This window comes from Pseudomonas sp. 20-5, from assembly GCF_056782835.1.
On sequence record NZ_CM165584.1, the window covers coordinates 2,499,233 to 2,524,716 of the forward strand.

Below are 25,484 nucleotides of genomic sequence, written 5' to 3' on the forward strand. Positions count from 1 at the left end.
GTATGAACAGAGCTGCACAACAGGGCTTCACCCTGCTCGAGATGATTGTGGTGTTGGTGATTATCGGCATGCTGATGGGGCTCGTCGGGCCGCGACTGTTCAATCAGGCCGACAAGGCGAAGGCGCAGACGGCGGATACCCAGGTGAAGATGCTCAAGGGCGCGTTGCTCACCATGCGCCTGGACATCGGCCGGCTGCCGACCGAAGAAGAAGGCCTGGCGCTACTCAACACGCCGCCTTCCGATGAACGTCTCGGGGCCTTCTGGCACGGGCCCTACCTCGAGGGCGGCGTACCGCTGGACCCCTGGAACCGGCCTTACCTGTACAGCGACAGGCCGAGTGCCGAACAACCCTTCACTCTCTACAGCCAGGGCGCGGATGGGCAGCCCGGTGGGAAAGGCCTGGATGCCGATGTCGGTTACGCGCCCAAACGTTGACCAGGCCGCGTTCACCTTGCTCGAACTGCTGGTGGTGCTGGTGATCGTCGGGGCCATTGCTGCGGTGGCGTTGCCCGGCCTGGTGAGGATGCAGGAGACCTGGGCGCGCAGGACCGCGCTGGACGATCTGTTCAATCAATTGCAGACCTTGGGCTATCGCGTGCGCAGCGATGGGCGGGAGCTGCTCATTGGTGAGAGCGGGGCGGTTCCCGAGCAGTTGCTGCGACTGCCCGATGGCTGGACGGTTACTGCTCGGCCGCCGATACGTTACATGGCAAACGGAGTTTGCCTGGGCGGAAAGTTGCAGGTCCATCATGGGCGCGCGACACATACGCTGCTGCTTCAGCCACCCCTCTGCGCGCCCGGGACGATCCGCTGATGCCGGCGCGGCAGGAAGGCTTCACGCTCCTGGAGGCGGTGGTTGCGCTGACGCTCCTGGCAGTGGTCGGCGGTGCGCTATTCGCCTGGCTCAACAGTGCCTTTCGGAGCATGCAGCGGGTCGAGGCGGCCGAGCTGCGCATCGAGACGGCCCGGGTGGCGATGGCCTATCTGGAGCGCATGAACCCTGCGCTCGAACCCGCAGGCAGGGCCCGGCTGGGGCATTACCGGCTGGAGTGGCGAAGTTCGCCGCTGTCCGCGTCGAAAGCGGCGGTGGGCCGCCATAGCGGCAGTCCGGGCATCTACGACGTGACCTTGTTCAGGGTCGTCGCCAGCATCCGGGCCGGCGATGGAACGCCGCAGACGCTGCAACTGGAGCTTCCCGGGTACGTGGTCATCCCAGCGCGACTGGGTGATGGACCATGATCCGCTCGCGACGAAAACAGGGTGCATTCACCCTGCTCGAGATGATCGTGGTGCTGCTGGTCGTTTCCTTCATCGGCACGTTGCTCATGCAAGGGTTGAGCTATGCCAGCAAGGCCAACCAGTCCTTGCACCAGAGCCTGGGGCGCGGACAGGTCCGGGCGCTGACCTTCGATTGGTTCCGTGATGCGGTGGAGAACCTAGTCGCTCCCGAGGCTGGCGAGGTCCGCTGGCGTCTGCGAGGGGACGAACTCAGTTTCGAGGCCATGTCTGCCGCGGCCCTGGATCGCCGTGCGGGCATCCCGACGCCCTTGGCCTTCCGGCTTGAGCGGCGGGCAGGAGAGGACCGGACCGAGTTGATCTATGTGCGAAGGCTGGAGGACAGTCGCTGGCCCCTCCTGCATCTGCGCGGCGAAGCTCGCTTCCGCTATCTGGACGGTCACGGCCAGTGGCACCGGGACTGGCCGCCGAGCGCGCAACTGGCCGATACCCTTCCCGAGGCGATGGCACTGGCGGCTCCCGAGGAGCGCCTGTTTGTCCTTGTCGCGGTCGTACTGCCCAGAGCGAGGCCCGCCGAACATGATTTCTGATGGCGCACGCCGACATGCGGCGTCTGCCCGCTCGTCTGGCTTCGTTCTGGTCGGAGTGGTCTGGTTCCTGGCCATCATGACCCTGCTGGCCAGTGCCGCTGTACTCTGGGTCGGGCGCTCGCTGGATGCCACGGAAAACCGGCGCAAGGTGCTGCTTCGTGAGCTGGAGGAGCATGCCTTGCTGGCGCGGGTCCAATGGCTGGTGGCTACCCAGCGCTATACCGTCGCGGGCCTGAGCGTACCGGGAAATGCTGGCGCCGCGCCGAGCAAGGTGGACATGGACACTTCGATCCTGCCCATTGGCGGGGAGCTGCCTCTGGATGGCCGGGAGTTCTGCATGGCCAATGGCTGGTGCGTTGCGCTGCTCGATCGCTCTGCGCGCCTCAGTCTTTCCGGCATCGATCCGCGGGTACTGTCCAGGCTGCTGGCGGGGTTGGGGGTTCCCGCCGAGCAGGTGCAGGTCATGGTCGCCCAATGGTTCAGCTATCTCTATCCCGGCGCCGCTCCACGACTGGGTAGTGCCGCGCAAGCCAGCGACAGGTCCTCTCCGGGCCAGGCCCGGCGCCGTCCGTTGCGCTCGGTGATGGAAGTCTTCCGGCTGGAGGCCTGGCGCCCCTGGGAAGCGCATTTGCTCGACGCCGGTTGGCGCGATCTGGTTGCGGCGGACGAGGCGGCGCTGAACATCAACACTGCGGATGCCCGAATCCTGTCTCTTGCCTGGGGACTACCGGAGGACGCTGTCGGCCGACTGCTGCAAGCCCGCTGGCAGCGTCCGTTCACCCGGATGTCGGACCTGCATGACATCCTCGGGGGTCATGCGAGGCTGGTTCCCGAGGATGGATGGGCGCGCCTGGCCAGTCCGGTCCTGTCGATTCGGCTCTACCCGCCAGGAGCCGAGCAGGGGACGGAATACGAGGTCCGCTTCAACTCAGAGCACCGCCTGCTGCCACCCTGGCAGCTTCTCTCGAAGAGGTCCGTGAAGATAAATGATCGCTACTCGAATCCTCCGCTGCATCCCGATATCGCCCCCGGGGTTCTTGCCGCCCCGCTTGTGGCAAGGCCGTGGTAAGGATGGCCGGGCGCAGCTTGAGTGGGTACGTAGAGGTACAGGGTTGGCGCGGCGCGCCCCAGCGCAGTGGATCGTGGATCGGGCGTGGTGTGTCTATCGCTGTCTCGATCTCAATCATGTGCCGCGCTCTGACCGGTATCAGGCACTGGCGTTGAAGCTTGCCGCCCTGGCGCCTTTTCGCCGCGCGGGCCATTACGTAGCCTGGCGGGGTGGCCATGCTCTGGTCTGGTTCTGGGATGAGGAGGTCCGGGAGGCCGTTGCCGAAGACTGCGTCGACCAACCTCGGCGTTATCGCTGTATCCCCGAATCCCTGCTGCAGGCTCCCCCTCGGTCGATCGCGGAAGGCGAGACGGTTCGGCTGCTTCGGGTTCGCTCCGGGCTGGATCTCCAGGTCTGGAGAGATGACTGCCTTGTCCTGAGCCATTTCTTTCCCAGCCCACCCCAGCCAGAACAATGGGTTCGGTTGCTCCGGGGGCTGGCGGGAATACGCATCCCGGAGAGCCTGGTTGCCGAGCCTGGAGAGTCACTGGGCCGTCCCTGGGCCGTTCCGGCGGCGGAAGCAACGCTGCTGCGATGGGAGCGTTGGTTGCCGCATGGGCTCATAGCCACCCTGTTGCTGGGATGCGGATTCAATCTGGGGGAAGGTTTGTCCTGGTGGTGGGCCGAGCGTGCGCTGCGAACGCAGTACGACCAGCTGAGCGGCCAGGTCTCGCCGATCCTCAGCGCACGCAACCAGGCCTTGCAGACCAATCGGATGGCCACGGAGCTGGGGCGCGCTTTGCAGCATCGCTCGCAGGTGGCGCTGCTGGGACAGGTAGCGGAACTGTTGCCGAAGGACAGTCGGTTGCTCGCCTGGCGCTATCGAGGCTCCGAGCTGGAGTTGCGGATTGGCACCGACAGTGTCGACCCGCGTCTCTATGTGCGGCGTTTCATGGAGTCTGGGAGTTTCGAAGATGTCAGGGTGGAACCTTCGCAGAGCGAGGGGCTATCGCTGAGCCTGGTCCTGCGTACGCCGGGGGAGGGTGCCTGATGTCGGACTTCCAGCGATCACTGCAGTTCCAGGGGCGGAACCTGCAACGACAATGGCAGGAAAAACCACTCTTGCGCATGGCCATCTGGAGCCTGTGCCTGCTGCTGGTTGTGCATCTGGTCATGCTCAGCATGGATTGGAGGGAGGAACGAGGGGAGGAATATCGTCGTCTGGCCGGGGAATGGCTCAAGCTCCAGGACGTTTCCCGGCAGACCGCCTGGCCGGAGCGGGCGATGCAGGCGGAGCAGGTCCTGAACCTTCAGCGAGAGCGCTTCTGGCAGGCGCCGAATGCGTCGCAGGCGAGGGCCGATGTGCAGGCCTGGCTGACCGAGCGGGTTCGCCTGGCGGGCGTCCCTGACGCGGAAGTGAGCGTACTGCTTCCTCGCGGCTTCGAGAAGCAAGGGACGATCGCGCGTATCGAGGCCCAGGTTCGCGGGCAGTTGCAGCCAGCCTCGTTCAGTCGGTTGTTGCAGGATATAGAAGCGGAGCAGCGACAAGTATCGGTGGAGTTTCTGGAACTGAACAATATGTTGTCGCCCATGCTCAATCTACAATTGTCGTTCCTGTTCGTAGCGGCCTATTGAAGCGGATGCGGATCGGGCAGCACCCGTTTGCCGGAAGAGTTCGGCGGAGGGCGGTGCCCTTCGATGGAGCGAGTTGCCGCCAGGCGGCCGGGAAACCGAATCCGCTCGGGACGCCTGCGATTCGGCTCCCCGGCCCGCCATTGTCGCATTCGCGCAGCGAAGAACGGCCAGTCTGGTCCGGCCTGTAAACAAGTGCAAAATTTTACTTCATGGTCGGCTTGGCACTCCGAGCCGGCTCGTCCATGCTGGAGCACAACTTTCCCATGGATACCATTGCCATGAAGTTCCTGCTGCCCCTGCTGCTGTTATTCCCGCTTTCCGCTCTCGCCGACGACAAGGACTACGACCAATGCATACTCGACTACCAACGCACGGCGAAGAGCGGGGTGGCGGTTCACTTCATCACCCAGGCCTGCGACAAGTTGTATAACGACGGCTCCTTCCTGCTGTCGCGGGAAAAGGCTTATTACGAGTGTCTGCTGGAGAACCTGCCGGGGGTGGAGAACAACCTGGCGGCGCAGAAGATCAGGAGCGCTTGCGAATCGAAGTCGCAGAATTGATCTGGCGAGGAGGGGAGCGAAAGTAGCCAGTGGGGTTTCCGACGGCATCGGCAGGATGCCGTCGGGAAAACCGGCTTAGCGTTGCAGCCAGGATTCGACGGTTTCGGAACCGTACTGTTCTTTCCAGGCTTTCAGAACCTTGTGGTTGCCGCCCTTGGTTTCGACGACTTCACCGTTGTTCGGGTTCTTGTAGACCTTCAGGGCGCGGGCACGGCGCTGCGGAGCGGCGCTGATGGTGACCGGAGCCTTGGGGTCGAGGATGGCGATGATGTTGTGCAGGGTCATGCCGTACTTGTCCATCAACGCCTGCAACTTGTCCTTGAATTCCAGTTCCTGCTTCAGGCTGCTGTCGCTTTTCAGCTTTTCCAGCAGGGCCAGTTGCTCCTGAAGTTTGCGCTCTGCCTCGCGGAACTCGGCAAGTTTGGACATTCGTTTCACTCCCGTTCTAAAAATATGGTGCTGGGTTTTGGTGCATTTATAGTGGATTTACGGACTTTCCGTGTCCGCGGCAAAGGATAAGTCTTTATCTACTGGAAGAACAATATAGTTGCACGGTTTTATTGACTAACGGACTGTAGGGACAGCTTGCCGGATGTTTCCCGGAAGAATATGAAACCTTTATGTCCGTGGGGATAATGCTTCGTACAACCCATGGGAGAGAGACGGCAGAACGGGCCCGTTGTGTGGAAGCCCGTTTTAGAGCAGATGGCGAAGCGCCAGGGGAGAGTCGGGCGAATCAATCGCCCCGATATTCGCAACCGCTGGTGCAAGTTTCGTGGACGCGGACCTTGGAGAGTTCCGGCAACAGCGGCTTGAGTTGTTGCCAGATCCAGCGGCAGAGGTTTTCGCTGGTGGGGTTTTCCAGGCCTGGAATATCGTTCAGATAATTGTGGTCGAGTTGCTCGTAGATCGGCTTGAAGATCGCCTTGATTTCCGCGAAGTCGCGGATCCAGCCGGTATGCGGATCGACCTCGCCTTCGATGTGGATGGCGACACGGAACGAGTGGCCGTGCAGGCGCCCGCATTTGTGGCCTTCGGGGACGTGGGGCAGGCGATGGGCGGATTCGAAGGTGAATTCTTTGAAGAGTTCCACTGTAGTGCGCTCTGGATCGGGGTTATCGGACAACCGGAATGGGGGCGCCATGGTAGCAGGTTTGCGCGCCGGACCCGGTCTGCTCCGACCGGGCGGTCGTTTACCTGAGTTGCAGGCGGCGCGCCAGGCGCGCCAGGTTGGCGCGATCCAGGCCCAGCTCGCGTGCAGCCGAGGCCCAGCTTCCCTGGTGACGGGCCAGGCAGTCCTGGATAAGGTGGCGTTGGTAGGCGTCGGTGGCCGCGCGCAACGAGTGACCGGTCGTTGGCGCGGCGGGCGCGGGCTCGACCACGCTGCGAGGTGGCGCGGGGGTTTCCGCGGGCAGGTCGAGATCCTGCCGATGCAGGGTGACGATCCGCGACCGCTCCGGATTGTGGCCGAGGGCCTTGAGCGAGGCGCGGCCGACCAGGTGCTCGAGTTCGCGCACGTTGCCCGGCCAGCGATAGTCGAGGAGCGCGGCCTGGGCCTCGTGGTCCAGGCGCAGGCTGCGCAGTCCCAGGCGCGGTCGGTTTTCCTCGAGGAAGTAGCCGGCCAGCAGGAGGATATCGCGGCCGCGCTCGCGCAGCGGCGGCACGCGCAAGGGATAGACGCTGAGGCGATGGTAGAGATCGGCGCGGAAGCGCCCGGCCCGCACTTCCTCGGCCAGGTCGCGGTTGGTGGCTGCGATCAGGCGTACGTCGACGCGGTGCTCGCGATCGGAGCCGACCCGCTGCAACTGCCCGCTCTGCAGCACGCGGAGCAGCTTGGCCTGCACCGCCAGCGGCAACTCGCCGACCTCGTCGAGGAACAGGCTGCCGCCGTCGGCCAGTTCGAACTTGCCGCGCCGTTCGTTGACCGCGCCGGAGAAGGCGCCGCGCACATGGCCGAACAATTCGCTTTCCACCAGGGTCTCGGGCAGCGCGGCGCAGTTGAGACTGATCATCGGCTTGCCGCTGCGCATGGAATGCCGGTGGATGGATTGCGCCACCAGTTCCTTGCCGACCCCGGTCTCGCCGGTGATCAGTACGCTCAGGTCGCTGTTGGCGACCAGGCGGATTTCTTCCAGCAGCGCCTTGTGCGCGGCGCTCTGGCCGATCATTTCCCGTGGCCGCTCGCCAGCGGCTTCGAGATAGGCCTCGGCGCGCTGGTGCTCGTCCTCGGCGCGGCGGGTCAGGTCGCGCATCCGCTCGCTGGCCTTGACCGTGGCGGCGGCGAGGCTGGCGAAGGCCTCCAGGGTATCCAGGTCGGCGCTGGCGAAGCGCGACGGATCGAGGGTATCCAGGGTCAGCAAGCCCCAGGGCTGGTCGTCGAGGTACAGCGGACAGCCCAGGCAATCATGGATTTCCAGGTGGCCGTGGAGGCCTTCCACCAGACCGTCGTAGGGATCGGGCAGGCCGCAGTCGGCGGGGAAGCGGGTCGGCCCGCGGCGCTCCAGGAGGGCCTCGAGGCGCGGATGTTCGCCGACCCGGAAGCGCCGGCCGAGGGTGTCCGGGCTGAGGCCGTCCACCGCCAGCGGGATCAGGTATTCGCCGTCCAGGCGCAGCAGCGCGGTGGCGTCGCAGGGCAGCAGGTCGCGCAGGGCCTGGAGCAGGCGGCGGTAGCGTTCGTCTTCCGGCAGGTCGCGGGACAGGTCGGCAACCAGCGGGATCAGGGTGGCAAGCAAGGGGTTGGTGGTCATTTCGACCTCTTTGCAGTCCTAATGACTCTGAATGGTTGCAGTCATTATGACCTATGCCGGCCTGCAAGGCCCGTGAATTCTGGTAGTTTGCCTTGGCACGCTTCCTGAAATGCTTCGAGGTGAAACAAAACCTTGCATGCGTCAGGAGTCATCTATGTTGTCCAATGCCCAACGTGCCCTCATCAAAGCCACCGTACCGCTGCTGGAGACCGGCGGTGAAGCGCTGATCACCCATTTCTACCGCACCATGCTCGGCGAGTACCCCGAGGTTCGCCCGCTGTTCAACCAGGCCCACCAGGCCAGCGGCGACCAGCCGCGGGCGCTGGCCAATGGCGTGCTGATGTACGCCAGGCACATCGACCAGTTGCAGGAACTCGGCCCGCTGGTGGCCAAGGTGGTGAACAAGCATGTCTCCCTGCAGGTGCTGCCCGAACACTATCCGATCGTCGGCACTTGCCTGTTGAGGGCGATCCGCGAGGTCCTCGGCGAACAGATCGCCACCGACGAAGTCCTCGAAGCCTGGGGCGCGGCCTACCAGCAACTGGCCGACCTGCTGATTGAGGCCGAGGAGTCGGTGTATGCCGCCAGCGCCCAGGCCGAGGGCGGCTGGCGCGGCGTGCGGCGCTTCCGCGTGGCACGCAAGCAGGCGGAGAGCGAGGAAATCACCTCGTTCTACCTGGAGCCGGTGGACGGCCAGCCGCTGCTGGCGTTCCAGCCGGGACAGTACATCGGCCTGCGGCTGGACATCGACGGCGAGGAAGTGCGCCGCAACTATTCGCTTTCCGCTGCCAGCAACGGCCGCGAATACCGCATCAGCGTCAAGCGCGAGGCGGGTGGACGGGTCTCCAATTACCTGCATGACCGGGTCGCCGAGGGCGACGAGCTGGATCTGTTTCCGCCGGCTGGCGATTTCGTCCTGCGTGACAGCGACAAGCCGCTGGTGCTGATCACCGCCGGCGTCGGCATCACCCCGGCCCTGGCCATGTTGCAGGAAGCGCTGCCGCAGGCGCGGCCGATCCGCTTCATCCATTGCGCCCGGCATGGCGGCGTGCATGCCTTCCGCGACTGGATCGAAGACGTGTCGGCGCAGCACGAGCAGGTCGAGCACTTCTTCTGCTACAGCGAACCGCGCGCCGGCGACAGTGCCGACGCCGAGGGATTGCTGAGCCGCGAGAAACTGGCCGACTGGTTGCCGCAGGAGCGCGACCTGGACGCCTACTTCCTCGGACCCCGGCCTTTCATGGCGCAGGTCAAGCGCCACCTGGCCGACCTCGGCGTACCCTCGCAGCAATGCCACTACGAGTTCTTCGGTCCGGCCGCCGCGCTGGACGCCTGAAGCGACGGGCCGGCGCGAGGTGCGTCGGCCCTTTTTCGGAAAAAGGAGATCGAGATGAACGCTCTGTTCGATTGTCCACGGCGGGTGCTGCGGATCGGTCACGGGCTGCTGGCGGCCGGCCTGGCGCTGCTCGTCGCCGGCGTGATCGCCGCCTATTTCCTCGACCGCTACCTGAACATGCCGGCGCTGGTGTTTTCCCATGCGCTGGTGATCCTCGGCCCGACCCTGTTGAAGATCGGCTACGTGATGCGCCTGAGCGCGCTGTTCCGCATGCGTCGACCCGGTTGGGAGGTCTGCTGTGCAAGTGCTTGATCGTTCCAGGCTGATGGCCATACCGCCGATCTGGCGCCTGGGCTTCCGCCCGTTCTTCCTCGGCGGCGCGCTGTTCGCGGTCCTCGCCATCGCGCTTTGGCTAGCGGCGCTGGCCGGGCTCTGGAGCGGCTGGCAACCGGTCGGTGGCTGGCTGGCCTGGCATCGTCACGAAATGCTCTTCGGTTTCGGCGTGGCGATCATCGCCGGCTTCCTGTTGACCGCCGTGCAGACCTGGACCGGCGTACCCGGCCTGCAGGGCAAACCCTTGGCCCTGCTCGCCGGGCTCTGGCTGGCGGCGCGCCTGGCCTGGCTATTCGATGCGCCGCTGGCGCTGCTGCTGGTGCTGCAACTGAGCTTCCTGCCGCTATTGGCCTGGGCTATCGGTCGCAGCCTGTGGCGGGTGCGGCAGAAGCGCAATTACCCGGTGGTGGGCCTGTTGCTGCTGTTGACCCTGGCCGACGCCCTGGTCCTGCTCGGCCTGTTCGAGGGCAACGACGACTGGCAACGGCGTGCCTCCATCGCCGCGCTATGGCTGATCGCCGGGATGATGAACCTGATCGGCGGGCGGGTGATCCCGTTCTTCACCCAGCGCGGTCTCGGCCGTCAGCAGCAGGTGCCGGCGATCGCCTGGCTGGACAATGGCATCCTGCTGGGCTGCGTGCTGGTGGCGCTGCTCACCGCCGCGGGCGTCACGACGCAGCCGACGCCCTGGCTTGCAGGACTGTTCGCCGCCCTCGGTGGTGCGCAACTGTGGCGCCTGTGGCGTTGGCGCGATCGCGGCATCTGGCAGGTGCCGCTGCTCTGGTCTCTGCACCTGGCATATTTCTGGATCGCCGTGGCGCCGCTTGGCATGGCGCTCTGGAGCCTGGGCCTGGCGCTGGCGCCGAGCCAGGCGCTGCACGCGCTGGCGGTGGGCGGCATGGGCGGGTTGATCCTGGCGATGCTGGCACGGGTCACTCTCGGCCATACCGGTCGCGCGCTGCAACCGCCGGCAGCGATGCCCTGGGCTTTCGCTCTGCTCAATCTCGGCTGCGCGGCGCGGGTGTTCCTGCCCAGCCTGTTGCCGGCGAACTGGGCGCTGCCCCTGGCAGGCGGACTGTGGGCTTTGGCGTTCCTGCTGTTCGCCTGGTTCTATGCGCCGATGCTGTGTCGTCCGCGGGTCGACGGCCATCCCGGTTGATTAGGGGGCTTGCCGCAGACGCCGCAGCTCCTGGTTCAGCCAGTCGGCGGAGTTGCGCGTCTGCCCGGCGCAGCGCACCTGGTAGGGCTTGCCGCTGAGGCTGCTCTGGGTCGCGGCGCGCTCGATGAAGTCCTCGCTGCTGGCGACCAGATCCTTGCGCTCCAGGTAGTCGAGCTTCTTCTGCAGGTGGGCGCGGGCCTCCGCGGCCGGGTATTCGCTGCCGTTGCGGATGAAGGTGCAGCCGCTGTCTTCAACAAAGCTCAGCAAGCGGCCGATCTCCTGGCTCGCCTGCGGGGAGGGCGTGGCCAGCGCCGGCAGGCTCGAGGCCAGCAGCCAACAGGCGGCGCAGGTAGTCCGCCAGGTAATCGTGAAAGCGCGCATCGTTCCAGTACTCCATGTGGCTCAACGGGGTGTGCCGCTTGTACCAGGGACCGACCGGCAGGGCGAGGTCCTCGTGGACGACCGCGGCGTAGTTCTGCAACGGCCGCAGCGGATAGCCGAGCGGATCGGCCGGCGCGTAGACGTTCAGCCAGCGTGCCTGCTGGCGGATCGCCGGGGTCAGGCAGTGGCCGGGAAAGCGGATCGGACAGACCTTCTCGTAGGCGAAGGTGAACAGCGGGATGTTACAACCGAAGGTGACCAGCCCGGCCAGGGTTTCCAGGCCGAGGAAGGGGTCGATCGAGCAACTCGGCGTGCGGTTGAGTTTCTGCTGGTCCCAGATGAAGTTGGATACGATGTGCCCGCCCAGGGAGTGGGCGAGGATCACCAGCGGCGTCTGCGGCCCGACTTTCGCGCGCAGGGCCATGATCCCGCTGCGCACGTGCTGGTGGACCTGCTGGTAGGTGGTGTCGTAGGCGGCGCTGACCTTGCGGTAGCCGCTGGCGTCGCCGAGGAATAGCGTCACCGCCCGGCGCAGCCAGCGCCAGCCCAGCGGCTCGCGCTCAATGCGCTTGAGGTAGGCCAGCTCGCGGGCGTCCAGTACGCTGGCCCAGTACAGGCTCTGGAAGGCCACCTCGCCGGCTTCCGCGCCGAGACGTCGGCGCAGCGCCGCCACCAGTTCGCGGGCGTAGCTGTGCAGACCGTCCTCGTCGCGGCTATCGGGCTGGTCGCCGATGCCGTGGATCAGCGCTACGGCCAGTTTCATGCAGGATCCTTCTCGTCGGTGGCGGCTCAGTCCAGCGCTTGCAGGCGTTCGCCGAGCCGGCCGCCGTCGACCAGTTCGAGGAATTCGTCGCCGAGCCTGCGGCTTTCCGCCATCGCCTGGCGCCAGTAGCGCTCGCGGCCGTCGTCGTCGCCGAGGTAGCGGGTGAAGTCCTTGCGGTCCGGCAGCTTGGCGTGCGGCAGGCGCGCCAGGTACTCGCGCGACGGCGCCAGCAGCAGCACGTCCTGCAGGCGCCCGGCGTCGCCACGGCGCCAGGGCAAGCCCTTGTCGAACCAGCCGGGGATCACCTTGTCGGTGAAGTGCGGGTAGAGCACCACGCCGCGGTCCTCGTAGGGCAGGTCGAGATGGTAGTCGAGCAGGCCGCCGTCGCGGTAGGTGCCGGGGCCGGCGCCAGGCAGGTCGCGGACGCCTTCCATGACCATCGGGATCGAGCCGGAGGCGAGCAGCGCCTGGCGCAGGTTGCCGCCGTCCAGGTGCAGGTAGCGCGACGGGAAGTCGGTCAGCGCGGCCAGCGGCGGCGCCTGGCGGGCGTCATGCAGGATCACCCGTTCGAAGTGGCGGTGCAGGTGGCGGCGGCCGATCAGGTTGTCGCGGATCACCGAGGACAGCCCCAGGCCGAGGCTGGCCTTGTGGTCGTGGGCGAGGCGCCCGTGGCTCTTCACCACCACCACGTTGAGGCGGTACAGCGGGTTGTCGAGGATCCGCGCGTCCTGGCCGGCGAGCAGGTCGTCGAGCATCGCCGCGCACTTGCGCGAGACTTCGGCGATGCTCACGCCTTTGGGAAAACGCTGCCGGGTGTACAGCTCGCCGAGGCGGGTGAGGCCGGCCACGGCGTCGGGCAGGCAGGCGCTGGCGAAGCGCCAGGAACCGATGGAGGCGCCGATCAGCGAGCGTTCGCGCGGGGCGCGCGGCAGCCACTCGCCGAAGATCGCCAGGTCCAGTCCCTGGATGCCCAGCGCCTTTGGCCCGCCGGCGGCACCGGGGACGATGCCGACGTCGGTCGGCTGCAGGCCGCGCTCGCGGATGCGGGCGAGGGCGCGGCGACCGGCCTTGAGGGTCAGTGCGGGGGACTTGATCTGGATGGCTGGCATGCTGGTCTTCTCCCTTGCGGACCGGCGATTATAGGACGAGTTGTCGCAGGACCAAGCGCTTTCGAACGCCGGCGAGCCCCATCGCAGAGGCTTTCCGTTACCCTATGGCGCGCCCCGGCCATGTCCTTGCGGCAAATTCAGCTTCAATTAAGAGCGCCCGGTTAATCTGCAAACCGTCGAAAGCAACACGATTGATTCCCACGGAGAGATTCCCATGAAGAAACTGACTGCCCTGTTCGCCGCCACCGCCATCGCCCTGACTGCCGGCCTGGCCCAGGCCCGCGACCTCGGCCCGGACGAGGCGCTGAAGCTGCGTGACGCCGGGACCATCAAGTCCTTCGAAGAGCTGAACAAGAACGCCATCGCCAAGCATCCCGGCTCGAGCGTCCACGATACCGAGCTGGAAGAGGAATACGGCCGCTACATCTACCAGGTCGAGTTGCGCGACCCGCAGGGCGTGAAATGGGACCTGGAGCTGGATGCCGCTACCGGCGCCGTGCTCAAGGACCACCAGGACGACTGATGAAGTGGCTCATGCGCTACGCCGGGATCGTCGCACTGGTCCTGGCGGTCATCAGCCTCGAAGCGATGGCGCGCGACCTGGACCAGGACGAGGTCCTGCGCCTGCGCCAGGACGGTGTGATACAGCCGCTCGAATCCCTCATGCAGGAAGCCCTGGGGCGTTACCCCGGGGCGCGCCTGCTGGAGGTCGAGCTGGAAGAGGAAGACGACGTGTATGTCTACGAGGTGGAGCTGCTCACCCGCGACGGCGTCGTGCGTGAACTGGAACTGGATGCCCGCAACGGCCGCATCCTGAAGGACGAGGAAGACGACTGATGCGGTTGCTGCTGGTTGAGGATCACGTTCCCCTGGCCGACGAACTGATGGCCAGCCTGACCCGCCAGGGCTACGCGGTGGACTGGCTGGCCGACGGCCGCGACGCGGCGGTGCAGGGCGCCAGCGAACCCTACGACCTGATCATCCTCGACCTCGGCCTGCCCGGGCGTCCCGGCCTGGAGATACTCCAGGAGTGGCGTGGGCTGGGACTCGCGACTCCGGTGCTGATCCTCACCGCGCGCGGTTCCTGGGCCGAACGCATCGATGGGCTCAAGGCCGGTGCCGACGACTACCTGACCAAGCCGTTCCATCCGGAAGAGCTGGCCTTGCGCATCCAGGCCCTGTTGCGCCGCGCCCATGGGCTGGCCAACCAGAGCCAGCTGGAGGCCGCCGGGCTGCGCCTGGACGAGCAGCGCCAGTGCGTGTGCCTGAACGGCGCCGACGTCGACCTGACCGCCGCCGAATTCCGCCTGCTGCGCTATTTCATGCTGCACCCCGGCCAGGTCCTGTCCAAGGGGCACCTGGCCGAGCATCTGTACGACGGCGAGACCGAACGCGATTCCAACGTCATCGAGGTCCACGTCAACCACCTGCGGCGCAAGCTCGGCCGCGAGGTGATCGAGACCCGCCGTGGCCAGGGCTACCGCTACGCCGGGGTGGCCGCCGGATGAGGTCGATCCAGCGGCGCCTGAGCGTCGGCCTGTTCGCGGTGCTGCTGGTGGTCGGGCTGGTCCTCGCGCAGACCGGCCTGTGGCTGTTCGACCAGGGCCTGCGGCGCTATTTCGCCGGCAATCTGCGCGAGGAGGCGGAGAACCTGCTGGTGGCCATGGTGCGCGGGCCGAACGGCATGCAACTGGACGAGCAACGCCTCAACCCGGCGTTCCAGCGCCCGTATTCCGGGCGCTATTTCGTCATCGAGCTGGAAAAGGACACCTGGCGCTCACGCTCCCTGTGGGACAGCGAGCTGGAAGTGCCGCACAAGAAAGGGCTGGTGCAGGGCCTGGTCGATGGGCCCGAGGAGCAGCGACTGCTGGTGTTCCGCGGCCACTACAAGCGCATGGGCCAGAAGCTGCGGATCGTGGTGGCGCAGGACTATACGCCGATCCTGGAAAGCTTCGCCCGTGTGCAGTGGATGGGTCTGGGCGCCGGCGCCCTGGCGCTGCTCCTGGTATTGCTGTTGCAGCGCCTGACCGTGCGTCGTTCGCTGCGTCCGCTGGAGGAGGTGCGCCTGCAGATCGCCCAGCTGCAGCAGGGCCAGCGTAGCCAACTGGACAACCAGGCTCCCGAGGAACTGGAGCCGCTGGTGGAGCAGATCAACCACCTGCTGGCGCACACCGAGGAGACCCTGAAGCGTTCGCGCAACGCCCTGGGCAACCTCGGTCACGCCCTGAAGACGCCGCTGGCGGTGCTGGTCAGCCTCGCCGAGCGCGAGGAGATGGCGCGCCAGCCGGAGTTGCAACAGGTCCTGCGCGAACAGCTGGAACAGATCCAGCAGCGCCTCGGTCGCGAGTTGGGCAAGGCCCGCCTGGTCGGCGAAGCGCTGCCTGGCGCACATTTCGATTGCGCCGAGGAGTTGCCGTCGCTGTGCGACACCCTGCGCCTGATCCACGGCCCGCACCTGCAGGTGAGCTGGAGCGCGCCACCGGGGCTGCGCCTGCCATGGGACCGCGAGGACCTGCTGGAGATGCTCGGCAATCTGCTGGACAACGCCTGCAAGTGGGCCGATAGCGAAGTCCGCCTGACTGTCGCGCAGGGCGAGGGCATGGTCCGCCTGAAGGTCGACGATGACGGCCCCGGCATCCTCCCCGACCAGCGCCAGGCGGTGCTCGAGCGGGGTACCCGGCTCGACGAGCAGGTCAGCGGCCATGGCCTGGGCCTGGGCATCGCGCGCGACATCGCCGAGGCCTGCGGTGGCCGCCTGAGTCTCGAGGACAGCCCGCTGGGCGGCCTGCGGGTGAGCGTCGAGTTGCCGTTGCAGAAGAGCGGCCGCGCCGCCAGGGCTTAACAGTTCTTCACCATTTGCCGACAGTCCCGGCAAGATTTCCTCCTGCGCTTTCCCTAGCATCCCGGGCTTCTTGCAAGGAGGTCTTGGACGATGAAACGGCGGACGGGTACGGGCCGCTGGCGCTGGGCGCTGATGCTGCCGGTGCTGGTGTTCCTGTTGGGCGAGTCCAGTGGACAGCGAGAGGAGGGGCGGTCGCCGCGGTTACCCGCGCAGGCTCGCTACGAGCAGGCCGTGGAAAACGCGTTGCGCAGCGAGCGCGGCGAGCCGCGACAGGCCGGGACAGCGGCAGCGAAGGTGGCCGAGGCGGGAGCCCCGGCGCGTCTGCGTGGCTGGCTGCGCTCGCTGGCCCGCCTGGCGATCTGGGGGACCTACGGCCCCCCGGCGCTATTCAGGCCGTGAACGGTCAGGCCTTGAACTGTTCCATCAGGCCCTGCTGGTGGTTGGCCAGGCGGTTCAGCGACTGACTGACCTGGGCCGATTCCTCGGCCTGGCTTGACAGCGACTCGGTGACGTCACGGATCGCCGCGACATTGCGGTTGATCTCCTCGGCTACCGAGCTCTGTTCCTCGGCGGCGCTGGCAATCTGCAGGTTCATGTCGTTGATCACCGTCACCGCCTCGCCGATCCGTTGCAGCGCGGCCACCGCTTCATCCACCTGCTCGACGCTGCCCTGGGCCTGGCGATGGCTGCCATGCATGGCGTCGACCACGTCGCGGGTGCCCTGTTGCAGGCCTTCGATCACCCCGCGGATCTGTTCCACCGAGTCCTGGGTGCGCCGGGCGAGGTTGCGCACTTCGTCGGCGACCACCGCGAAGCCGCGGCCGGCGTCGCCGGCGCGGGCCGCCTCGATGGCCGCGTTGAGCGCCAGCAGGTTGGTCTGCTCGGCGATGGCGCGGATCACTTCCAGCACCGAACCGATTTCCTCGCTGCTGCTGGCCAGTTGCTCGACCTGGCCCATGGCGCTGGTCAGGTTGGCGGCCAGGCTGTCGATGCTCTGGGTGGTGCGGTCGATCAGCGCCAGGCCGTCGCGGGTCGCCTGGTCGGCACCGCGCGCGGCGTCGGCGGCCTGGGCGGCGCTACGGGCGACGTCCTGGGCAGTGGCGGTCATCTCGTGGGATGCGGTGGCGACCTGGTCGATCTCGCGGAACTGCTGCTGCATGCCGGCGCTGGTCTGGCTGGAAATCGCCGCCGACTGGTCGGCGGTACTGCGCGCATCGCGCACCGAGACCTTCACGTCGCGGATGATCGGCTGCAGCTTGTCGAGAAAACGGTTGAACCAACCGGCCAGTTCGCCCAGCTCGTCGCGCCCGGTGTGCGGCAGACGCTGGGTCAGGTCGCCTTCGCCGCTGGCGATGTCGCGCAGCATGTGGGCGACGCCGAGGATCGGCCGGGTCACGCCGCGGGCGCTCAGCCACAGCACCAGCAGGCCGAGCACCGCGGCGCCGAGGCCGAGGCCCAGTTCGACCCAGGTGCCTTCGCGACGCATGTCGTCCAGTTGCCGCTCCAGCGCCAGGGCCGGGCCGAGCAGGGCGCTCTTCGGCACTTCGAGGAGCACGCCCCAGGGCTTGGCGCCGGGAATCGGCTGCAACGGTTGCAGCACCTTGAGGTCGTCGTTCTCGTTGAACAACCGGCTCTTGCCGGCGGCCAGCAGTTGCAGGAGTTCGCCGGCGTGCTGCGGATCCGCCTTGGCCAGGTTCTTGCCGAGCAGGCCGGCGTCGCGGCTGTTGCCGGCGAACAGCCCGGCCGGGCTGAGGATGCCGACCTGGCCGACGCCGTCGTAGAGTTCGCGGTTGCCCTGTTCGCTGAGCGCCTGCAGGTTGCTCAGGTTGATGTCCAGGCCCATCACGCCGATCACCTTGCCATCCAGTTCGAGGGGAAAGGCGATGCTGGTCATCAGCAGTTGGCGTTCGCCGACCTTGTCGAAGTAAGGATCGAGCACGCAGGGTTGCCCGCTTTCCTTCGGGCAGGTGTACCAGGCGTTGTAGGCCGCGCCGCTGGGCCCGCTGCTGGTGTCGGCGAGTTCGGACTCGATCATCGACTCGGATTCCAGCTGTCCCGGCGTGGCCTGCGCCCAGTACAGGGAGAAGCGTCCCTTGTCGTTGCTGCCCAGGGCGGGCTGGTCGACGAACAGTTCGTCCTTGCCGTCCAGCGCATTGGGTTCGAAGACCACGTACAGGCCGAGCACCTCGGGATTGGCGGCGAGCGCGGTGCGCACCTGGCGGGTCAGGTCTTCGCGCAGGTCGTAGGCATCGAGGAAGCGCTTCTGCGCCTGGTCGCGGAGGAACAGGATCTGCCGGGAGAAGCCCTTGCCGTACTGGAAGGCATCCATGAAATAGCGCTGGATGCGTAACGCCTGCAATTCCCCGCGGGCTTCCAGGCGCAGGCGCGCCGATTCGTCGAGCATCTGTGTACTGGCGCTTTTCACCAGCACGCTGCTGTGCTGCATGCGGTAGACCGAAAGGCCGACCAGCAAGGCGACCACGCCGAGCAGGCAGAGCCCTGCCAGCAGGGTGATCTTCCATTGGATGGACAGGCGGCGAAGGAACATGGGAGGGGTCCTTGTACGAAGAAACTGCGGGGGCCCAAGGCTTATCGGCAGGGCTCGCCCATTCTTGACGACGGTCCGTTCGCTGGCGCCGGATTGCCGTCGTTCGGCGAATCGCACGCAAGAACCGTGCACAACGGTTTATAGCCAGGCGACATTCGCGCATGCGCGGCTTTGACAGGCGGGGATGGCTGTAGCAGAGTACGCCCCTTTTTTCGGCCGCAGACGGTCGAGTTCGTTTCATTTGCAAGGAGTTCAACGATGAACGCAGTGGTGCTGGCGGTGGGGCTGATGCTCGTCCTCAGCCTTTGCCGTGTGCATGTCGTGCTGGCGCTGATCATCGGCGCGGTGGTCGGCGGACTGTTCGGTGGCCTAGGCCTGGAGGGGACTCTCAAGGCCTTCAACGGCGGCCTCGGCGGGGGTGCCACGGTGGCCCTGTCGTACGCCATGCTCGGCGCCTTCGCCGTGGCCATCGCCCGCTCCGGCGTGGCCCATGCGCTGGCCGACAAGGTCCTGGCGCTGCTCGGCCGGCACGACGAGCAGGGCAAGGGCGCCGGTGCGTTCAAGTGGATCCTGGTCGGCCTGCTGCTCTGCGTGGCGGTATCCTCGCAGAATATCCTGCCGATCCATATCGCCTTCATCCCGCTGCTGGTGCCGCCGCTGCTCTATGTGCTGAGCAAGCTGCAGATCGACCGGCGATTGATCGCCTGCGTCATCACCTTCGGCCTGATCACCCCGTACATGTTCCTGCCGGTGGGCTTCGGCAACATCTTCCTCAATGAAATCCTGCTGGCCAACGTGGCGCGCAACGGCGTCGACGTCAGCGGGATCAACGTCACCCACGCCATGTTCATCCCAGCCCTGGGCATGCTCGCCGGGTTGCTCATCGCGGTGCTGTTCAGCTACCGCCGCAAGCGCGTCTACGACTTGCAGCGGATCGAGCAGGCCGAACGCGTCGATGTCAGCTACAACCCGAAGAGCCTGGCGGTGGCCGGGGTATCCATCGTCGCCGCGTTCGTCGCACAGCTGTGGCTGGACTCGATGATCATCGGCGCGCTGGTCGGTTTCGTGGTCTTCTCGCTGTCCGGCGTGGTGCGCTGGAAGGAGACCGACGACCTGTTCACCGAAGGCATGAAGATGATGGCCACCATCGGTTTCATCATGATCGCCGCGGCCGGTTTCGCCGAGGTGATGAAGGCCACCGGCGAGGTGCAGAGCCTGGTCGACGCCTCGGTGGCCTGGATCGGCAACAGCAAGGCGGTCGGCGCCATGCTGATGCTGCTGGTCGGCCTGCTGGTCACCATGGGCATCGGCTCGTCGTTCTCCACCGTGCCGATCATCGCCGCGATCTTCGTCCCGCTGGCGGTGCAACTGGGCTTCAGCCCGCTGGCCATCGTCAGCATCGTCGGCACCGCCGGCGCGCTGGGGGATGCAGGTTCTCCGGCGTCGGACTCGACCCTTGGGCCGACCTCCGGGCTCAACGTCGACGGCCAGCACAATCACATCTGGGACACCGTGGTGCCGACCTTCCTGCACTACAACCTGCCGTTGCTGGTGTTCGGCTGGGCCGCCGCGATGTTGCTCTGAGTTCCATCTCGGGCGGTCGCCTGACGGAATGTCGGGCCGGCCGCTTAAGCTTCCGACGGGATTGCCGATGAAACGGGAATCCCGTTTTTTATTGGGCGTCATGCTAGGAGTTGATGATGCGTCTGACCCTGAAATCCAAAGTCCTCCTGCTGGCCATGGTGCCGGTGCTGCTCTTCGCCCTGGTGCTCAGCGGCGGAGCGGTGCTGATCCTGAAAAAACAGGCTGATGCCGAAGTCAAGGATACCCGCGAGCGCCTGCTCGGCGACCGTCGTGCCGAACTCGAGCACTACGTGCAGATCGCCATGGGCAGTATCCAGGCCGAGTACGACCGCTCGGCCAACGGCGACCTGAATGCCCGCGCCGAGGCCATCGCGCGCCTGTCGAAGATCAAGTACGGCAAGGACGGCTATATCTTCGGCTACGACTCCCAGGTGGTGCGCCTGTTTCGCGGCGACAGCCCGGTGGACGTCGGCAAGAGCTTCCGCGACCGCCGCGATCCCAGCGGCGTCTACCTCAACCGCGAACTGGTGGAGGCCGGCCGCAACGGCAGCCACTACGTGACCTATACCTCGCCGCTGCCGGGCAACGAGGGCGTCATGGTGCCCAAGCTGTCCTATACCCTGTACCTGCCGAAGTGGGACATGGTTATCGGCTCGGCGATCAACCTCGACGGCGTCGAGGCCCAGTTGGTGGAAATCAAGCAGGACATCGACGAGCGTATCGGCACCCTGATCGCCAGTATCGTGGGGATCGCCGGCGTCCTTCTGGTGGTCCTGCTGGTGATCGGCCTGGCGGTGGCCAACGCGATGCTGCGGCCGTTGCACCAGATCCGCCAGAACCTCGATGACATCGCCGCCGGCGAAGGCGACCTGACCCGTCGCCTACCGGTGACCAGCCACGACGAGCTGGGCGAGCTGGCCGGTTCCTTCAACCGCTTCGTCGAGAAGATCCACGGTCTGGTGCGGCAGATCGCCGGGATGACCGGCGACCTCAAGCAACTGGTGGAGCAGATGTCGGCCCAGGCCGAGCGTTCCGAGCAGGCCATGGAGCGCCAGCGCCACGAGACCGACCAGGTCGCCACCGCGATCAACGAGATGTCCGCCGCCGCCCATGAAGTGGCGCAGAGCGCCCAGCGCGCCGCCGAGGCCGCGCAGCAGACCGACCACGAAGGCCAGGCGGCCAAGCGCGTGGTGGACGGCAGCATCGAGCGCATCCACGCGCTGGTGGACGAGATCCGCGACAGCGGGACTTCTCTGGATAGCCTGCAGCAGGACGTGCAATCCATCGTCAGTGTGCTCGGGGTGATCCGCTCCATTGCCGAACAGACCAACCTGCTGGCGCTCAACGCGGCCATCGAGGCGGCCCGTGCCGGCGAGGCCGGACGTGGCTTTGCGGTGGTCGCCGACGAAGTGCGGGCGCTGGCCAGCCGCACCCAGCAGAGTACCCAGGAAATCCAGGGCATGATCGATCGCCTGCAGCAGGGCACCAACGCCGCGGTCGACGCCATGCGCCGTTCCGGCGAGGCCGGCGAGGGCACCAGCAACCAGGCCAACCAGGCCGGCGATTCGCTGGATGCCATCGCCCAGCTGATCGCCACCATCAACGCGATGAACGCGCAGATCGCCAGCGCCGCCGAGGAGCAGACCGCGGTGGCCGAGGAGATCAACCGCAGCGTGCACCAGATCGCCGGCGCGGTGGACAGCGTCGCCGACGAGGCCCAGCAGGGCGCGCAGACCGCCCGCAGCCTGGCGCAACTGGGCCAGGGCCTGGGCCGGCTGGTCGGTCAGTTCCGCATCTGACCCTTCCCCCGCGCGACCGCTGCCGGCAAAAGAGCCAGCCGGCAGTGGTGCGCCACAGAGCCTTCCTGTCATTATTCGGCGGAGTCGGCCGGCAGTCGTGAACGATCCACGTCCGCCGGCTGACTAATGCTTTGCTTCCCACTGCCAGATGGATTGGACATGCTCGACACGAAACTGGAATCCCGGACTTTTCTCCTGTTGCTGGCGGTGGTCACGCTCGCCTTCGGCTGGCTCTTGCTGCCGTTCTACGGCGCGGTGTTCTGGGGCACCATCCTGGCGATCATCTTCGCCCCGGTGCAACGCCGCCTGCAGGTGCGCCTGAGGGATCGGAAGAACCTCGCCGCGCTGATCACCCTGCTGATCTGCGTGCTGATCGTGATCATCCCGGTGATCTTCATCGCCGGTTCGCTGGTGCAGGAAGGCGCGAGCGTCTACCAGCGGGTCAAGTCCGGCGAACTGAACTTCGCCGCCTACCTGCAGCAGGCGGTGGCTGCCTTGCCGCCATCGGTGCACCAGTGGCTGGAGCGCTTCGACCTGGCCAATCTCTCGAGCCTGCAGGAGAAGCTCTCCTCGGTGGCGATGCAGGCCAGCCAGGTGGTGGCGACCAAGGCGTTCAGCATCGGCCAGAACACCCTCGACTTCGTCATCAGCTTCGGCATCATGCTCTACCTGCTGTTCTTCCTCCTCCGCGACGGTCGCGTGCTCGGCCGGCGGATCAAGCAGGCGGTGCCGCTGAGCCAGGAACACAAGCACCACCTGTTCGCCAAGTTCACCACGGTGATCCGCGCCACGGTGAAGGGCAACATCGCCGTGGCTGCCACCCAGGGCGCTCTCGGCGGCCTGATCTTCTGGCTGCTGGGCATCGAGGGCGCCTTGCTCTGGGGCACCCTGATGGCCTTCCTGTCGCTGCTGCCGGCCATCGGTGCGGCGCTGATCTGGGCGCCGGTGGCGGCCTACTTCCTGCTCACCGGGGCGATCTGGCAGGGTGTAGTGCTGATCCTGTTCTGCGTGGTGGTGATCGGCCTGGTGGACAACATCCTGCGCCCGATCCTGGTCGGCAAGGACACCAAGATGCCGGACTACGTGGTGCTGATCTCCACCCTCGGTGGCATGGCCTTGTTCGGCCTCAACGGCTTCGTCATCGGCCCGCTGATCGCTGCGCTGTTCATGGCCAGCTGGGACCTGTTCACTGGCCGCGAGGAAGAACCGCAGGCCTGAGTCGCGCCCGTGGCAGACAAGCCCCGCGAATGCGGGGCTTGTTCGTTTCAGGCCTTGAAGCATCATGGACGGCGCTGTCGTGGCTGAGCCGCTCCAGGCAGTGCCTGGGGCCTTCGGCTAACAGTGCGTCGAACCCGGTACATCGCGACCGTTGCGCAACTGGACATGGAGCAGCGCTTGCCGGCACTCCTCAGGGCTCGTCGCTGTCAACCGGCGGCGGACCTCGGCTTGAGCGCGCAGGTGGCGAGGAAGGTCGGCACGAAGCGGTCGATGACGAAGCGCGGGTGCGGTTGCCAGTCTTCGTAGAAATCCTGCAGCAGCAGGCCGGCGGCGAGCTGGCCGGCGATCTGCTGGGTCAGGCTATGGCCGAACACCAGGGCTTCGCCTTTCTCGCGCTTTGCCGCGAGGGCTTCGGCGGAGAGGCTTTCCAGGTCGGAGTAGGGCAGGCGATGTCGCGGCCGGATCAGGCCCTGCTCTGCCAGTTCCGGCGAGCGGTCCTCGATGAACAGCGCCGGGTTGTAGAAGCTCGCCAGCAGCTTGCCGCCCGGCCGCAGCACCCGCGCGCATTCGCGCCAGACCGGCAGGACATCGTCGACGTAGAGATTGGAGATGGGATTGAAGACCAGGTCGAAGGAGGCATCGGCGAAGGTCGAGAGGTCGCGCATGTCGCCCTGCACGCAGGCCAGTTCGAGGCGGTCGCGGGCGGCGACCTGGCGGTCCTTGTCCAGCTGTCCCGCCGAGGCGTCGAACAGCGTGACCCGTGCGCCGGCGGCGGCAAGGATCGGCGCCTGCTGGCCGCCGGCCGAGGCCAGGCAGAGGATCTCGCGGCCGCGTACGTCGCCCAGCCAGTGAGCGGGTAACGCGCCCGGGGTCAGCTTCACCGCCCAGTCGCCGCGGCGTGCGGCGGCGACCTCTTCGGCGCTGACCGGTCGCGACCATTCGCAGTCCCGGGCGGCCTGGGCGTCCCAACTGGCGCTGTTGTGTCGCAGGACGTCGATATCGTGGAAGGTGGGCATGAGGCCTCCGGGTTCATCCATGGAGCGCGGAGCATGCCACGGCAGCGGGGCAGGGTGCGTGGGGCGGGCCAAAGAAAAACCCCGCCGAGGCGGGGTTTTCGTGGAGCGGGCGACTCAGCCGGCGAGGGCCAGGCCGGAATGCTGGAGGATTTCCAGCAGCGGCTGCGGGTAGACGCCGAGGAAGAACGCCAGCAGGGCGATGGCCACCAGCATGATGCCGCCGGCGCGCTGGCCCCAGTTGAACGGTGCGTCGTGCTGGCGGATGCCGGGCTCGACCAGGAACAGGGTGACCATGACCCGCAGGTAGTAGTACAGGCCGATGGCGCTGCCCAGCACCAGGGCGCCGATCAGCCACCACAGGTGCGACTCGACGCCGACCGCGATCACGTAGAACTTGCCGATGAAGCCGGCGGTCAGCGGGATGCCTGCCAGCGACAGCATCATCACGGTCATCACCGCGGTCAGTACCGGCCGGCGCCAGAACAGGCCGCGGTACTCGAACAGCGCATCGGCGTCGCGGCCGCTGTACGGGGTGGACATCAGGGTGATCACGCCGAACGCGCCGAGGGAGGTCAGTACGTAGGTGGCCAGGTAGACGCCGACCGCTTCCACGGCCATGCCCTTGCTGGCGATCAGGGCGACCAGCAGGTAGCCCAGGTGGGCGATGGACGAGTAGCCGAGCAGGCGCTTGATGTTGCTCTGGGTCAGTGCCAGCAGGTTGCCGAAGAGGATCGAGGCGACCGCGATGACGCTCAGGGAGATGTTCAGCAGTTGGTTGTCCAGGGCCGCAGGGGCGATCTGGAACAGCCGCAGCAGCACGGCGAACACCGCGACCTTGCTGGCGGTGGCGAGGAACGCCGAGACCGGCGCCGGGGCGCCTTCGTAGACATCCGGGGTCCACAGGTGGAAGGGCACCAGCGACAGCTTGAAGCCCAGGCCGACCAGCATCATGCCTACGCCAACGCTGACCAGCGGACCGCTCAGCACGTGCTCGGCGACCTTGGCGCCAAGGCCGGCGAAGCCCAGGGTACCGGACTCGGCGTAGAGCAGGGCCATGCCGAACAGCAGGAAGGCGGAGCCGGCGGCCGAGAGCACGGTGTACTTGATGCCGGCTTCCAGCGAGCGCTTGTTGAAGAAGGCGTAGGCGACCATCCCGTAGACCGGGACCGAGAGCAGCTCCAGGCCGATGAACAGGCTGGCCAGGTGCTGCGCGCTGACCAGCACCAGGCCGCCGGCGGTGGCCAGCAGCAGGAGCAGGTACAGCTCTTCGCGGTTACCCGGATAGCTTTCCATGTAGGCGTGGGCGAGGGTCACGCAGGCCAGGGCGGAGACCAGCACCAGGGCCATGTAGAAGCAGGCGTAGTTGTCCACCAGCACCAGCGGTGTCACCTCGATCGGGGTGACGCCGAGGACCGGCAGCAGCGACAGCAGGGCCAGGTTGAGGCCGATCACCGAGAGGGTGGCGGTGAACGAGTGATTGCGTTTCCAGGCTACCGCCAGCATCACCACCACCAGGGTGGCGCTGGTGATCAGCAGTGGCAGGAGCGCGATGAAGTGTTGGATCGTAAAGGTCATTTC

27 protein-coding genes and 2 pseudogenes are annotated in these 25,484 nt (G+C 66.5%); 19 read left to right on the forward strand and 10 right to left on the reverse strand.

The genetic code is table 11. From position 1 onward, the window contains the following. The first annotated feature begins 2 nt into the window (after positions 1-2). The 8 genes from gspG to AC1RB9_RS11900 all read left to right on the forward strand — a co-directional run bounded on the left by gspG (position 3) and on the right by AC1RB9_RS11900 (position 5,071). Positions 3-437 (forward strand): type II secretion system major pseudopilin GspG, encoded by a 435-nt coding sequence (gene gspG / locus AC1RB9_RS11865; protein WP_003110089.1) that lies wholly within the window; start codon positions 3-5, stop codon positions 435-437. Next, a complete protein-coding gene (locus AC1RB9_RS11870; protein ID WP_003097723.1) occupies positions 406-816 on the forward strand; it encodes a prepilin-type N-terminal cleavage/methylation domain-containing protein in 411 nt (136 codons plus the stop codon). Before gspG ends, AC1RB9_RS11870 begins: the two co-directional genes overlap by 32 nt. Then, positions 816-1,241 carry a PulJ/GspJ family protein gene (locus AC1RB9_RS11875; protein ID WP_003116709.1) on the forward strand — a complete coding sequence of 142 codons (426 nt, stop codon included), beginning with the start codon at positions 816-818 and terminating at the stop codon, positions 1,239-1,241. Before AC1RB9_RS11870 ends, AC1RB9_RS11875 begins: the two co-directional genes overlap by 1 nt. Further along, entirely contained in the window at positions 1,238-1,828 is a 591-nt protein-coding gene (locus AC1RB9_RS11880) for a PulJ/GspJ family protein (protein ID WP_003119954.1), read from the forward strand. The genes AC1RB9_RS11875 and AC1RB9_RS11880 overlap by 4 nt, the downstream gene beginning before the upstream one ends. After that, positions 1,818-2,897 (forward strand): type II secretion system minor pseudopilin, encoded by a 1,080-nt coding sequence (locus AC1RB9_RS11885; protein WP_003097718.1) that lies wholly within the window; start codon positions 1,818-1,820, stop codon positions 2,895-2,897. The genes AC1RB9_RS11880 and AC1RB9_RS11885 overlap by 11 nt, the downstream gene beginning before the upstream one ends. Before the next feature lie 646 nt (positions 2,898-3,543). Next, on the forward strand, positions 3,544-3,927 hold the full coding sequence (locus tag AC1RB9_RS11890) for a hypothetical protein (protein ID WP_003162130.1): 384 nt from the start codon (positions 3,544-3,546) through the stop codon (positions 3,925-3,927). Beyond that, the gene (locus tag AC1RB9_RS11895; protein ID WP_003097715.1) at positions 3,927-4,511 is read left to right on the forward strand and encodes a GspMb/PilO family protein; all 585 of its coding nucleotides are present in this window, start codon (positions 3,927-3,929) and stop codon (positions 4,509-4,511) included. The genes AC1RB9_RS11890 and AC1RB9_RS11895 overlap by 1 nt, the downstream gene beginning before the upstream one ends. 263 nt (positions 4,512-4,774) lie before the next feature. Then, the gene (locus AC1RB9_RS11900) at positions 4,775-5,071 is read left to right on the forward strand and encodes a VF_A0006 family four-cysteine protein (protein WP_003097713.1); all 297 of its coding nucleotides are present in this window, start codon (positions 4,775-4,777) and stop codon (positions 5,069-5,071) included. A gap of 75 nt (positions 5,072-5,146) precedes the next feature. Here AC1RB9_RS11900 and mvaU read toward each other — a convergent pair whose 3' ends face one another. The 3 genes from mvaU to norR all read right to left on the reverse strand — a co-directional run bounded on the left by mvaU (position 5,147) and on the right by norR (position 7,818). Next, positions 5,147-5,500: a histone-like nucleoid-structuring protein MvaU gene (gene mvaU, locus AC1RB9_RS11905; protein ID WP_003451798.1), complete on the reverse strand. Its 354-nt coding sequence runs from the start codon at positions 5,498-5,500 to the stop codon at positions 5,147-5,149. Positions 5,501-5,807: 307 nt separating this feature from the next. Then, positions 5,808-6,164 (reverse strand): 6-carboxytetrahydropterin synthase QueD, encoded by a 357-nt coding sequence (gene queD, locus AC1RB9_RS11910; RefSeq protein WP_003090505.1) that lies wholly within the window; start codon positions 6,162-6,164, stop codon positions 5,808-5,810. 100 nt (positions 6,165-6,264) lie between these two features. After that, positions 6,265-7,818 (reverse strand): nitric oxide reductase transcriptional regulator NorR, encoded by a 1,554-nt coding sequence (norR, locus tag AC1RB9_RS11915; RefSeq protein WP_003090504.1) that lies wholly within the window; start codon positions 7,816-7,818, stop codon positions 6,265-6,267. 154 nt (positions 7,819-7,972) lie between these two features. On the opposite strand from norR, the gene hmpA reads away from it, so the two are divergent. Genes hmpA through AC1RB9_RS11930 form a run of 3 tightly spaced genes read left to right on the forward strand, consistent with a single transcriptional unit; the run spans position 7,973 to position 10,646 of the window. Further along, the gene (hmpA, locus tag AC1RB9_RS11920) at positions 7,973-9,154 is read left to right on the forward strand and encodes an NO-inducible flavohemoprotein (protein ID WP_003097711.1); all 1,182 of its coding nucleotides are present in this window, start codon (positions 7,973-7,975) and stop codon (positions 9,152-9,154) included. A gap of 54 nt (positions 9,155-9,208) precedes the next feature. Next, entirely contained in the window at positions 9,209-9,466 is a 258-nt protein-coding gene (gene ppyR, locus AC1RB9_RS11925; RefSeq protein ID WP_003090502.1) for a psl/pyoverdine operon transcriptional regulator PpyR, read from the forward strand. Then, positions 9,453-10,646, forward strand: coding sequence for an NnrS family protein (locus AC1RB9_RS11930; protein WP_003122598.1), 1,194 nt, complete (start codon positions 9,453-9,455; stop codon positions 10,644-10,646). The genes ppyR and AC1RB9_RS11930 overlap by 14 nt, the downstream gene beginning before the upstream one ends. Here AC1RB9_RS11930 and AC1RB9_RS11935 read toward each other — a convergent pair whose 3' ends face one another. From AC1RB9_RS11935 to AC1RB9_RS11945, 3 genes are read right to left on the reverse strand one after another with little or no spacing between them, the layout of a single operon-like run. Then, positions 10,647-10,913: a YfeK family protein gene (locus AC1RB9_RS11935; protein ID WP_003090500.1), complete on the reverse strand. Its 267-nt coding sequence runs from the start codon at positions 10,911-10,913 to the stop codon at positions 10,647-10,649. Further along, complete coding sequence (locus AC1RB9_RS11940; protein ID WP_003143812.1) at positions 10,897-11,790, reverse strand: hypothetical protein; 894 nt, start codon at positions 11,788-11,790, stop codon at positions 10,897-10,899. Before AC1RB9_RS11940 ends, AC1RB9_RS11935 begins: the two co-directional genes overlap by 17 nt. Before the next feature lie 26 nt (positions 11,791-11,816). Next, positions 11,817-12,899 carry a patatin-like phospholipase domain-containing protein gene (locus AC1RB9_RS11945; protein WP_003143813.1) on the reverse strand — a complete coding sequence of 361 codons (1,083 nt, stop codon included), beginning with the start codon at positions 12,897-12,899 and terminating at the stop codon, positions 11,817-11,819. 214 nt (positions 12,900-13,113) lie between these two features. On the opposite strand from AC1RB9_RS11945, the gene AC1RB9_RS11950 reads away from it, so the two are divergent. The 5 genes from AC1RB9_RS11950 (at position 13,114) to AC1RB9_RS11970 (ending at position 16,140) form a co-directional block, all read left to right on the forward strand. Next, positions 13,114-13,422, forward strand: coding sequence for a PepSY domain-containing protein (locus tag AC1RB9_RS11950; protein ID WP_003090497.1), 309 nt, complete (start codon positions 13,114-13,116; stop codon positions 13,420-13,422). Then, the gene (locus AC1RB9_RS11955; RefSeq protein ID WP_003097704.1) at positions 13,422-13,736 is read left to right on the forward strand and encodes a PepSY domain-containing protein; all 315 of its coding nucleotides are present in this window, start codon (positions 13,422-13,424) and stop codon (positions 13,734-13,736) included. Before AC1RB9_RS11950 ends, AC1RB9_RS11955 begins: the two co-directional genes overlap by 1 nt. After that, on the forward strand, positions 13,736-14,407 hold the full coding sequence (gene carR / locus AC1RB9_RS11960; protein ID WP_003090494.1) for a two-component system response regulator CarR: 672 nt from the start codon (positions 13,736-13,738) through the stop codon (positions 14,405-14,407). The genes AC1RB9_RS11955 and carR overlap by 1 nt, the downstream gene beginning before the upstream one ends. Then, entirely contained in the window at positions 14,404-15,741 is a 1,338-nt protein-coding gene (carS, locus tag AC1RB9_RS11965) for a two-component system sensor histidine kinase CarS (RefSeq protein WP_003090493.1), read from the forward strand. Before carR ends, carS begins: the two co-directional genes overlap by 4 nt. Before the next feature lie 90 nt (positions 15,742-15,831). Further along, positions 15,832-16,140 carry a hypothetical protein gene (locus AC1RB9_RS11970; protein WP_003097699.1) on the forward strand — a complete coding sequence of 103 codons (309 nt, stop codon included), beginning with the start codon at positions 15,832-15,834 and terminating at the stop codon, positions 16,138-16,140. 4 nt (positions 16,141-16,144) lie between these two features. Here the strand turns inward: AC1RB9_RS11970 and AC1RB9_RS11975 are convergent. Then, a pseudogene (locus tag AC1RB9_RS11975) lies at positions 16,145-16,681 on the reverse strand (methyl-accepting chemotaxis protein); the annotation flags it as partial. Between the two features lie 321 nt (positions 16,682-17,002). After that, positions 17,003-18,289: pseudogene (locus tag AC1RB9_RS11980) on the reverse strand (methyl-accepting chemotaxis protein); the annotation flags it as partial. A gap of 258 nt (positions 18,290-18,547) precedes the next feature. On the opposite strand from AC1RB9_RS11980, the gene AC1RB9_RS11985 reads away from it, so the two are divergent. The 3 genes from AC1RB9_RS11985 to AC1RB9_RS11995 all read left to right on the forward strand — a co-directional run bounded on the left by AC1RB9_RS11985 (position 18,548) and on the right by AC1RB9_RS11995 (position 22,890). Further along, positions 18,548-19,873 (forward strand): Na+/H+ antiporter family protein, encoded by a 1,326-nt coding sequence (locus tag AC1RB9_RS11985; protein ID WP_003113382.1) that lies wholly within the window; start codon positions 18,548-18,550, stop codon positions 19,871-19,873. Between the two features lie 113 nt (positions 19,874-19,986). After that, positions 19,987-21,672 (forward strand): methyl-accepting chemotaxis protein, encoded by a 1,686-nt coding sequence (locus tag AC1RB9_RS11990; protein ID WP_009876647.1) that lies wholly within the window; start codon positions 19,987-19,989, stop codon positions 21,670-21,672. Positions 21,673-21,831: 159 nt separating this feature from the next. Beyond that, positions 21,832-22,890 carry an AI-2E family transporter gene (locus AC1RB9_RS11995; protein WP_003113380.1) on the forward strand — a complete coding sequence of 353 codons (1,059 nt, stop codon included), beginning with the start codon at positions 21,832-21,834 and terminating at the stop codon, positions 22,888-22,890. 206 nt (positions 22,891-23,096) lie between these two features. On the opposite strand, the gene AC1RB9_RS12000 is transcribed toward AC1RB9_RS11995, so the two are convergent. Together AC1RB9_RS12000 and nuoN are read right to left on the reverse strand one after the other, a co-directional pair. After that, positions 23,097-23,906: a class I SAM-dependent methyltransferase gene (locus AC1RB9_RS12000; RefSeq protein WP_003122601.1), complete on the reverse strand. Its 810-nt coding sequence runs from the start codon at positions 23,904-23,906 to the stop codon at positions 23,097-23,099. Positions 23,907-24,020: 114 nt separating this feature from the next. Next, entirely contained in the window at positions 24,021-25,481 is a 1,461-nt protein-coding gene (gene nuoN, locus AC1RB9_RS12005) for an NADH-quinone oxidoreductase subunit NuoN (protein WP_003090482.1), read from the reverse strand. Positions 25,482-25,484 lie beyond the last annotated feature (3 nt).

What these genes read in the sequence shown, in the direction of transcription:
- gspG (WP_003110089.1), top strand. Translation starts at nt 3, where the DNA reads ATGAACAGAGCTGCACAACAGGGCTTCACCCTGCTCGAGATGATTGTG.
- AC1RB9_RS11870 (WP_003097723.1), top strand. Translation starts at nt 406, where the DNA reads ATGCCGATGTCGGTTACGCGCCCAAACGTTGACCAGGCCGCGTTCACC.
- AC1RB9_RS11875 (WP_003116709.1), top strand. Translation starts at nt 816, where the DNA reads ATGCCGGCGCGGCAGGAAGGCTTCACGCTCCTGGAGGCGGTGGTTGCG.
- AC1RB9_RS11880 (WP_003119954.1), top strand. Translation starts at nt 1,238, where the DNA reads ATGATCCGCTCGCGACGAAAACAGGGTGCATTCACCCTGCTCGAGATG.
- AC1RB9_RS11885 (WP_003097718.1), top strand. Translation starts at nt 1,818, where the DNA reads ATGATTTCTGATGGCGCACGCCGACATGCGGCGTCTGCCCGCTCGTCT.
- AC1RB9_RS11895 (WP_003097715.1), top strand. Translation starts at nt 3,927, where the DNA reads ATGTCGGACTTCCAGCGATCACTGCAGTTCCAGGGGCGGAACCTGCAA.
- AC1RB9_RS11900 (WP_003097713.1), top strand. Translation starts at nt 4,775, where the DNA reads ATGGATACCATTGCCATGAAGTTCCTGCTGCCCCTGCTGCTGTTATTC.
- mvaU (WP_003451798.1), bottom strand. Translation starts at nt 5,500, where the DNA reads ATGTCCAAACTTGCCGAGTTCCGCGAGGCAGAGCGCAAACTTCAGGAG.
- norR (WP_003090504.1), bottom strand. Translation starts at nt 7,818, where the DNA reads ATGACCACCAACCCCTTGCTTGCCACCCTGATCCCGCTGGTTGCCGAC.
- hmpA (WP_003097711.1), top strand. Translation starts at nt 7,973, where the DNA reads ATGTTGTCCAATGCCCAACGTGCCCTCATCAAAGCCACCGTACCGCTG.
- ppyR (WP_003090502.1), top strand. Translation starts at nt 9,209, where the DNA reads ATGAACGCTCTGTTCGATTGTCCACGGCGGGTGCTGCGGATCGGTCAC.
- AC1RB9_RS11940 (WP_003143812.1), bottom strand. Translation starts at nt 11,790, where the DNA reads ATGAAACTGGCCGTAGCGCTGATCCACGGCATCGGCGACCAGCCCGAT.
- AC1RB9_RS11945 (WP_003143813.1), bottom strand. Translation starts at nt 12,899, where the DNA reads ATGCCAGCCATCCAGATCAAGTCCCCCGCACTGACCCTCAAGGCCGGT.
- AC1RB9_RS11950 (WP_003090497.1), top strand. Translation starts at nt 13,114, where the DNA reads ATGAAGAAACTGACTGCCCTGTTCGCCGCCACCGCCATCGCCCTGACT.
- AC1RB9_RS11955 (WP_003097704.1), top strand. Translation starts at nt 13,422, where the DNA reads ATGAAGTGGCTCATGCGCTACGCCGGGATCGTCGCACTGGTCCTGGCG.
- carR (WP_003090494.1), top strand. Translation starts at nt 13,736, where the DNA reads ATGCGGTTGCTGCTGGTTGAGGATCACGTTCCCCTGGCCGACGAACTG.
- carS (WP_003090493.1), top strand. Translation starts at nt 14,404, where the DNA reads ATGAGGTCGATCCAGCGGCGCCTGAGCGTCGGCCTGTTCGCGGTGCTG.
- AC1RB9_RS11970 (WP_003097699.1), top strand. Translation starts at nt 15,832, where the DNA reads ATGAAACGGCGGACGGGTACGGGCCGCTGGCGCTGGGCGCTGATGCTG.
- AC1RB9_RS11985 (WP_003113382.1), top strand. Translation starts at nt 18,548, where the DNA reads ATGAACGCAGTGGTGCTGGCGGTGGGGCTGATGCTCGTCCTCAGCCTT.
- AC1RB9_RS11990 (WP_009876647.1), top strand. Translation starts at nt 19,987, where the DNA reads ATGATGCGTCTGACCCTGAAATCCAAAGTCCTCCTGCTGGCCATGGTG.
- AC1RB9_RS11995 (WP_003113380.1), top strand. Translation starts at nt 21,832, where the DNA reads ATGCTCGACACGAAACTGGAATCCCGGACTTTTCTCCTGTTGCTGGCG.
- AC1RB9_RS12000 (WP_003122601.1), bottom strand. Translation starts at nt 23,906, where the DNA reads ATGCCCACCTTCCACGATATCGACGTCCTGCGACACAACAGCGCCAGT.
- nuoN (WP_003090482.1), bottom strand. Translation starts at nt 25,481, where the DNA reads ATGACCTTTACGATCCAACACTTCATCGCGCTCCTGCCACTGCTGATC.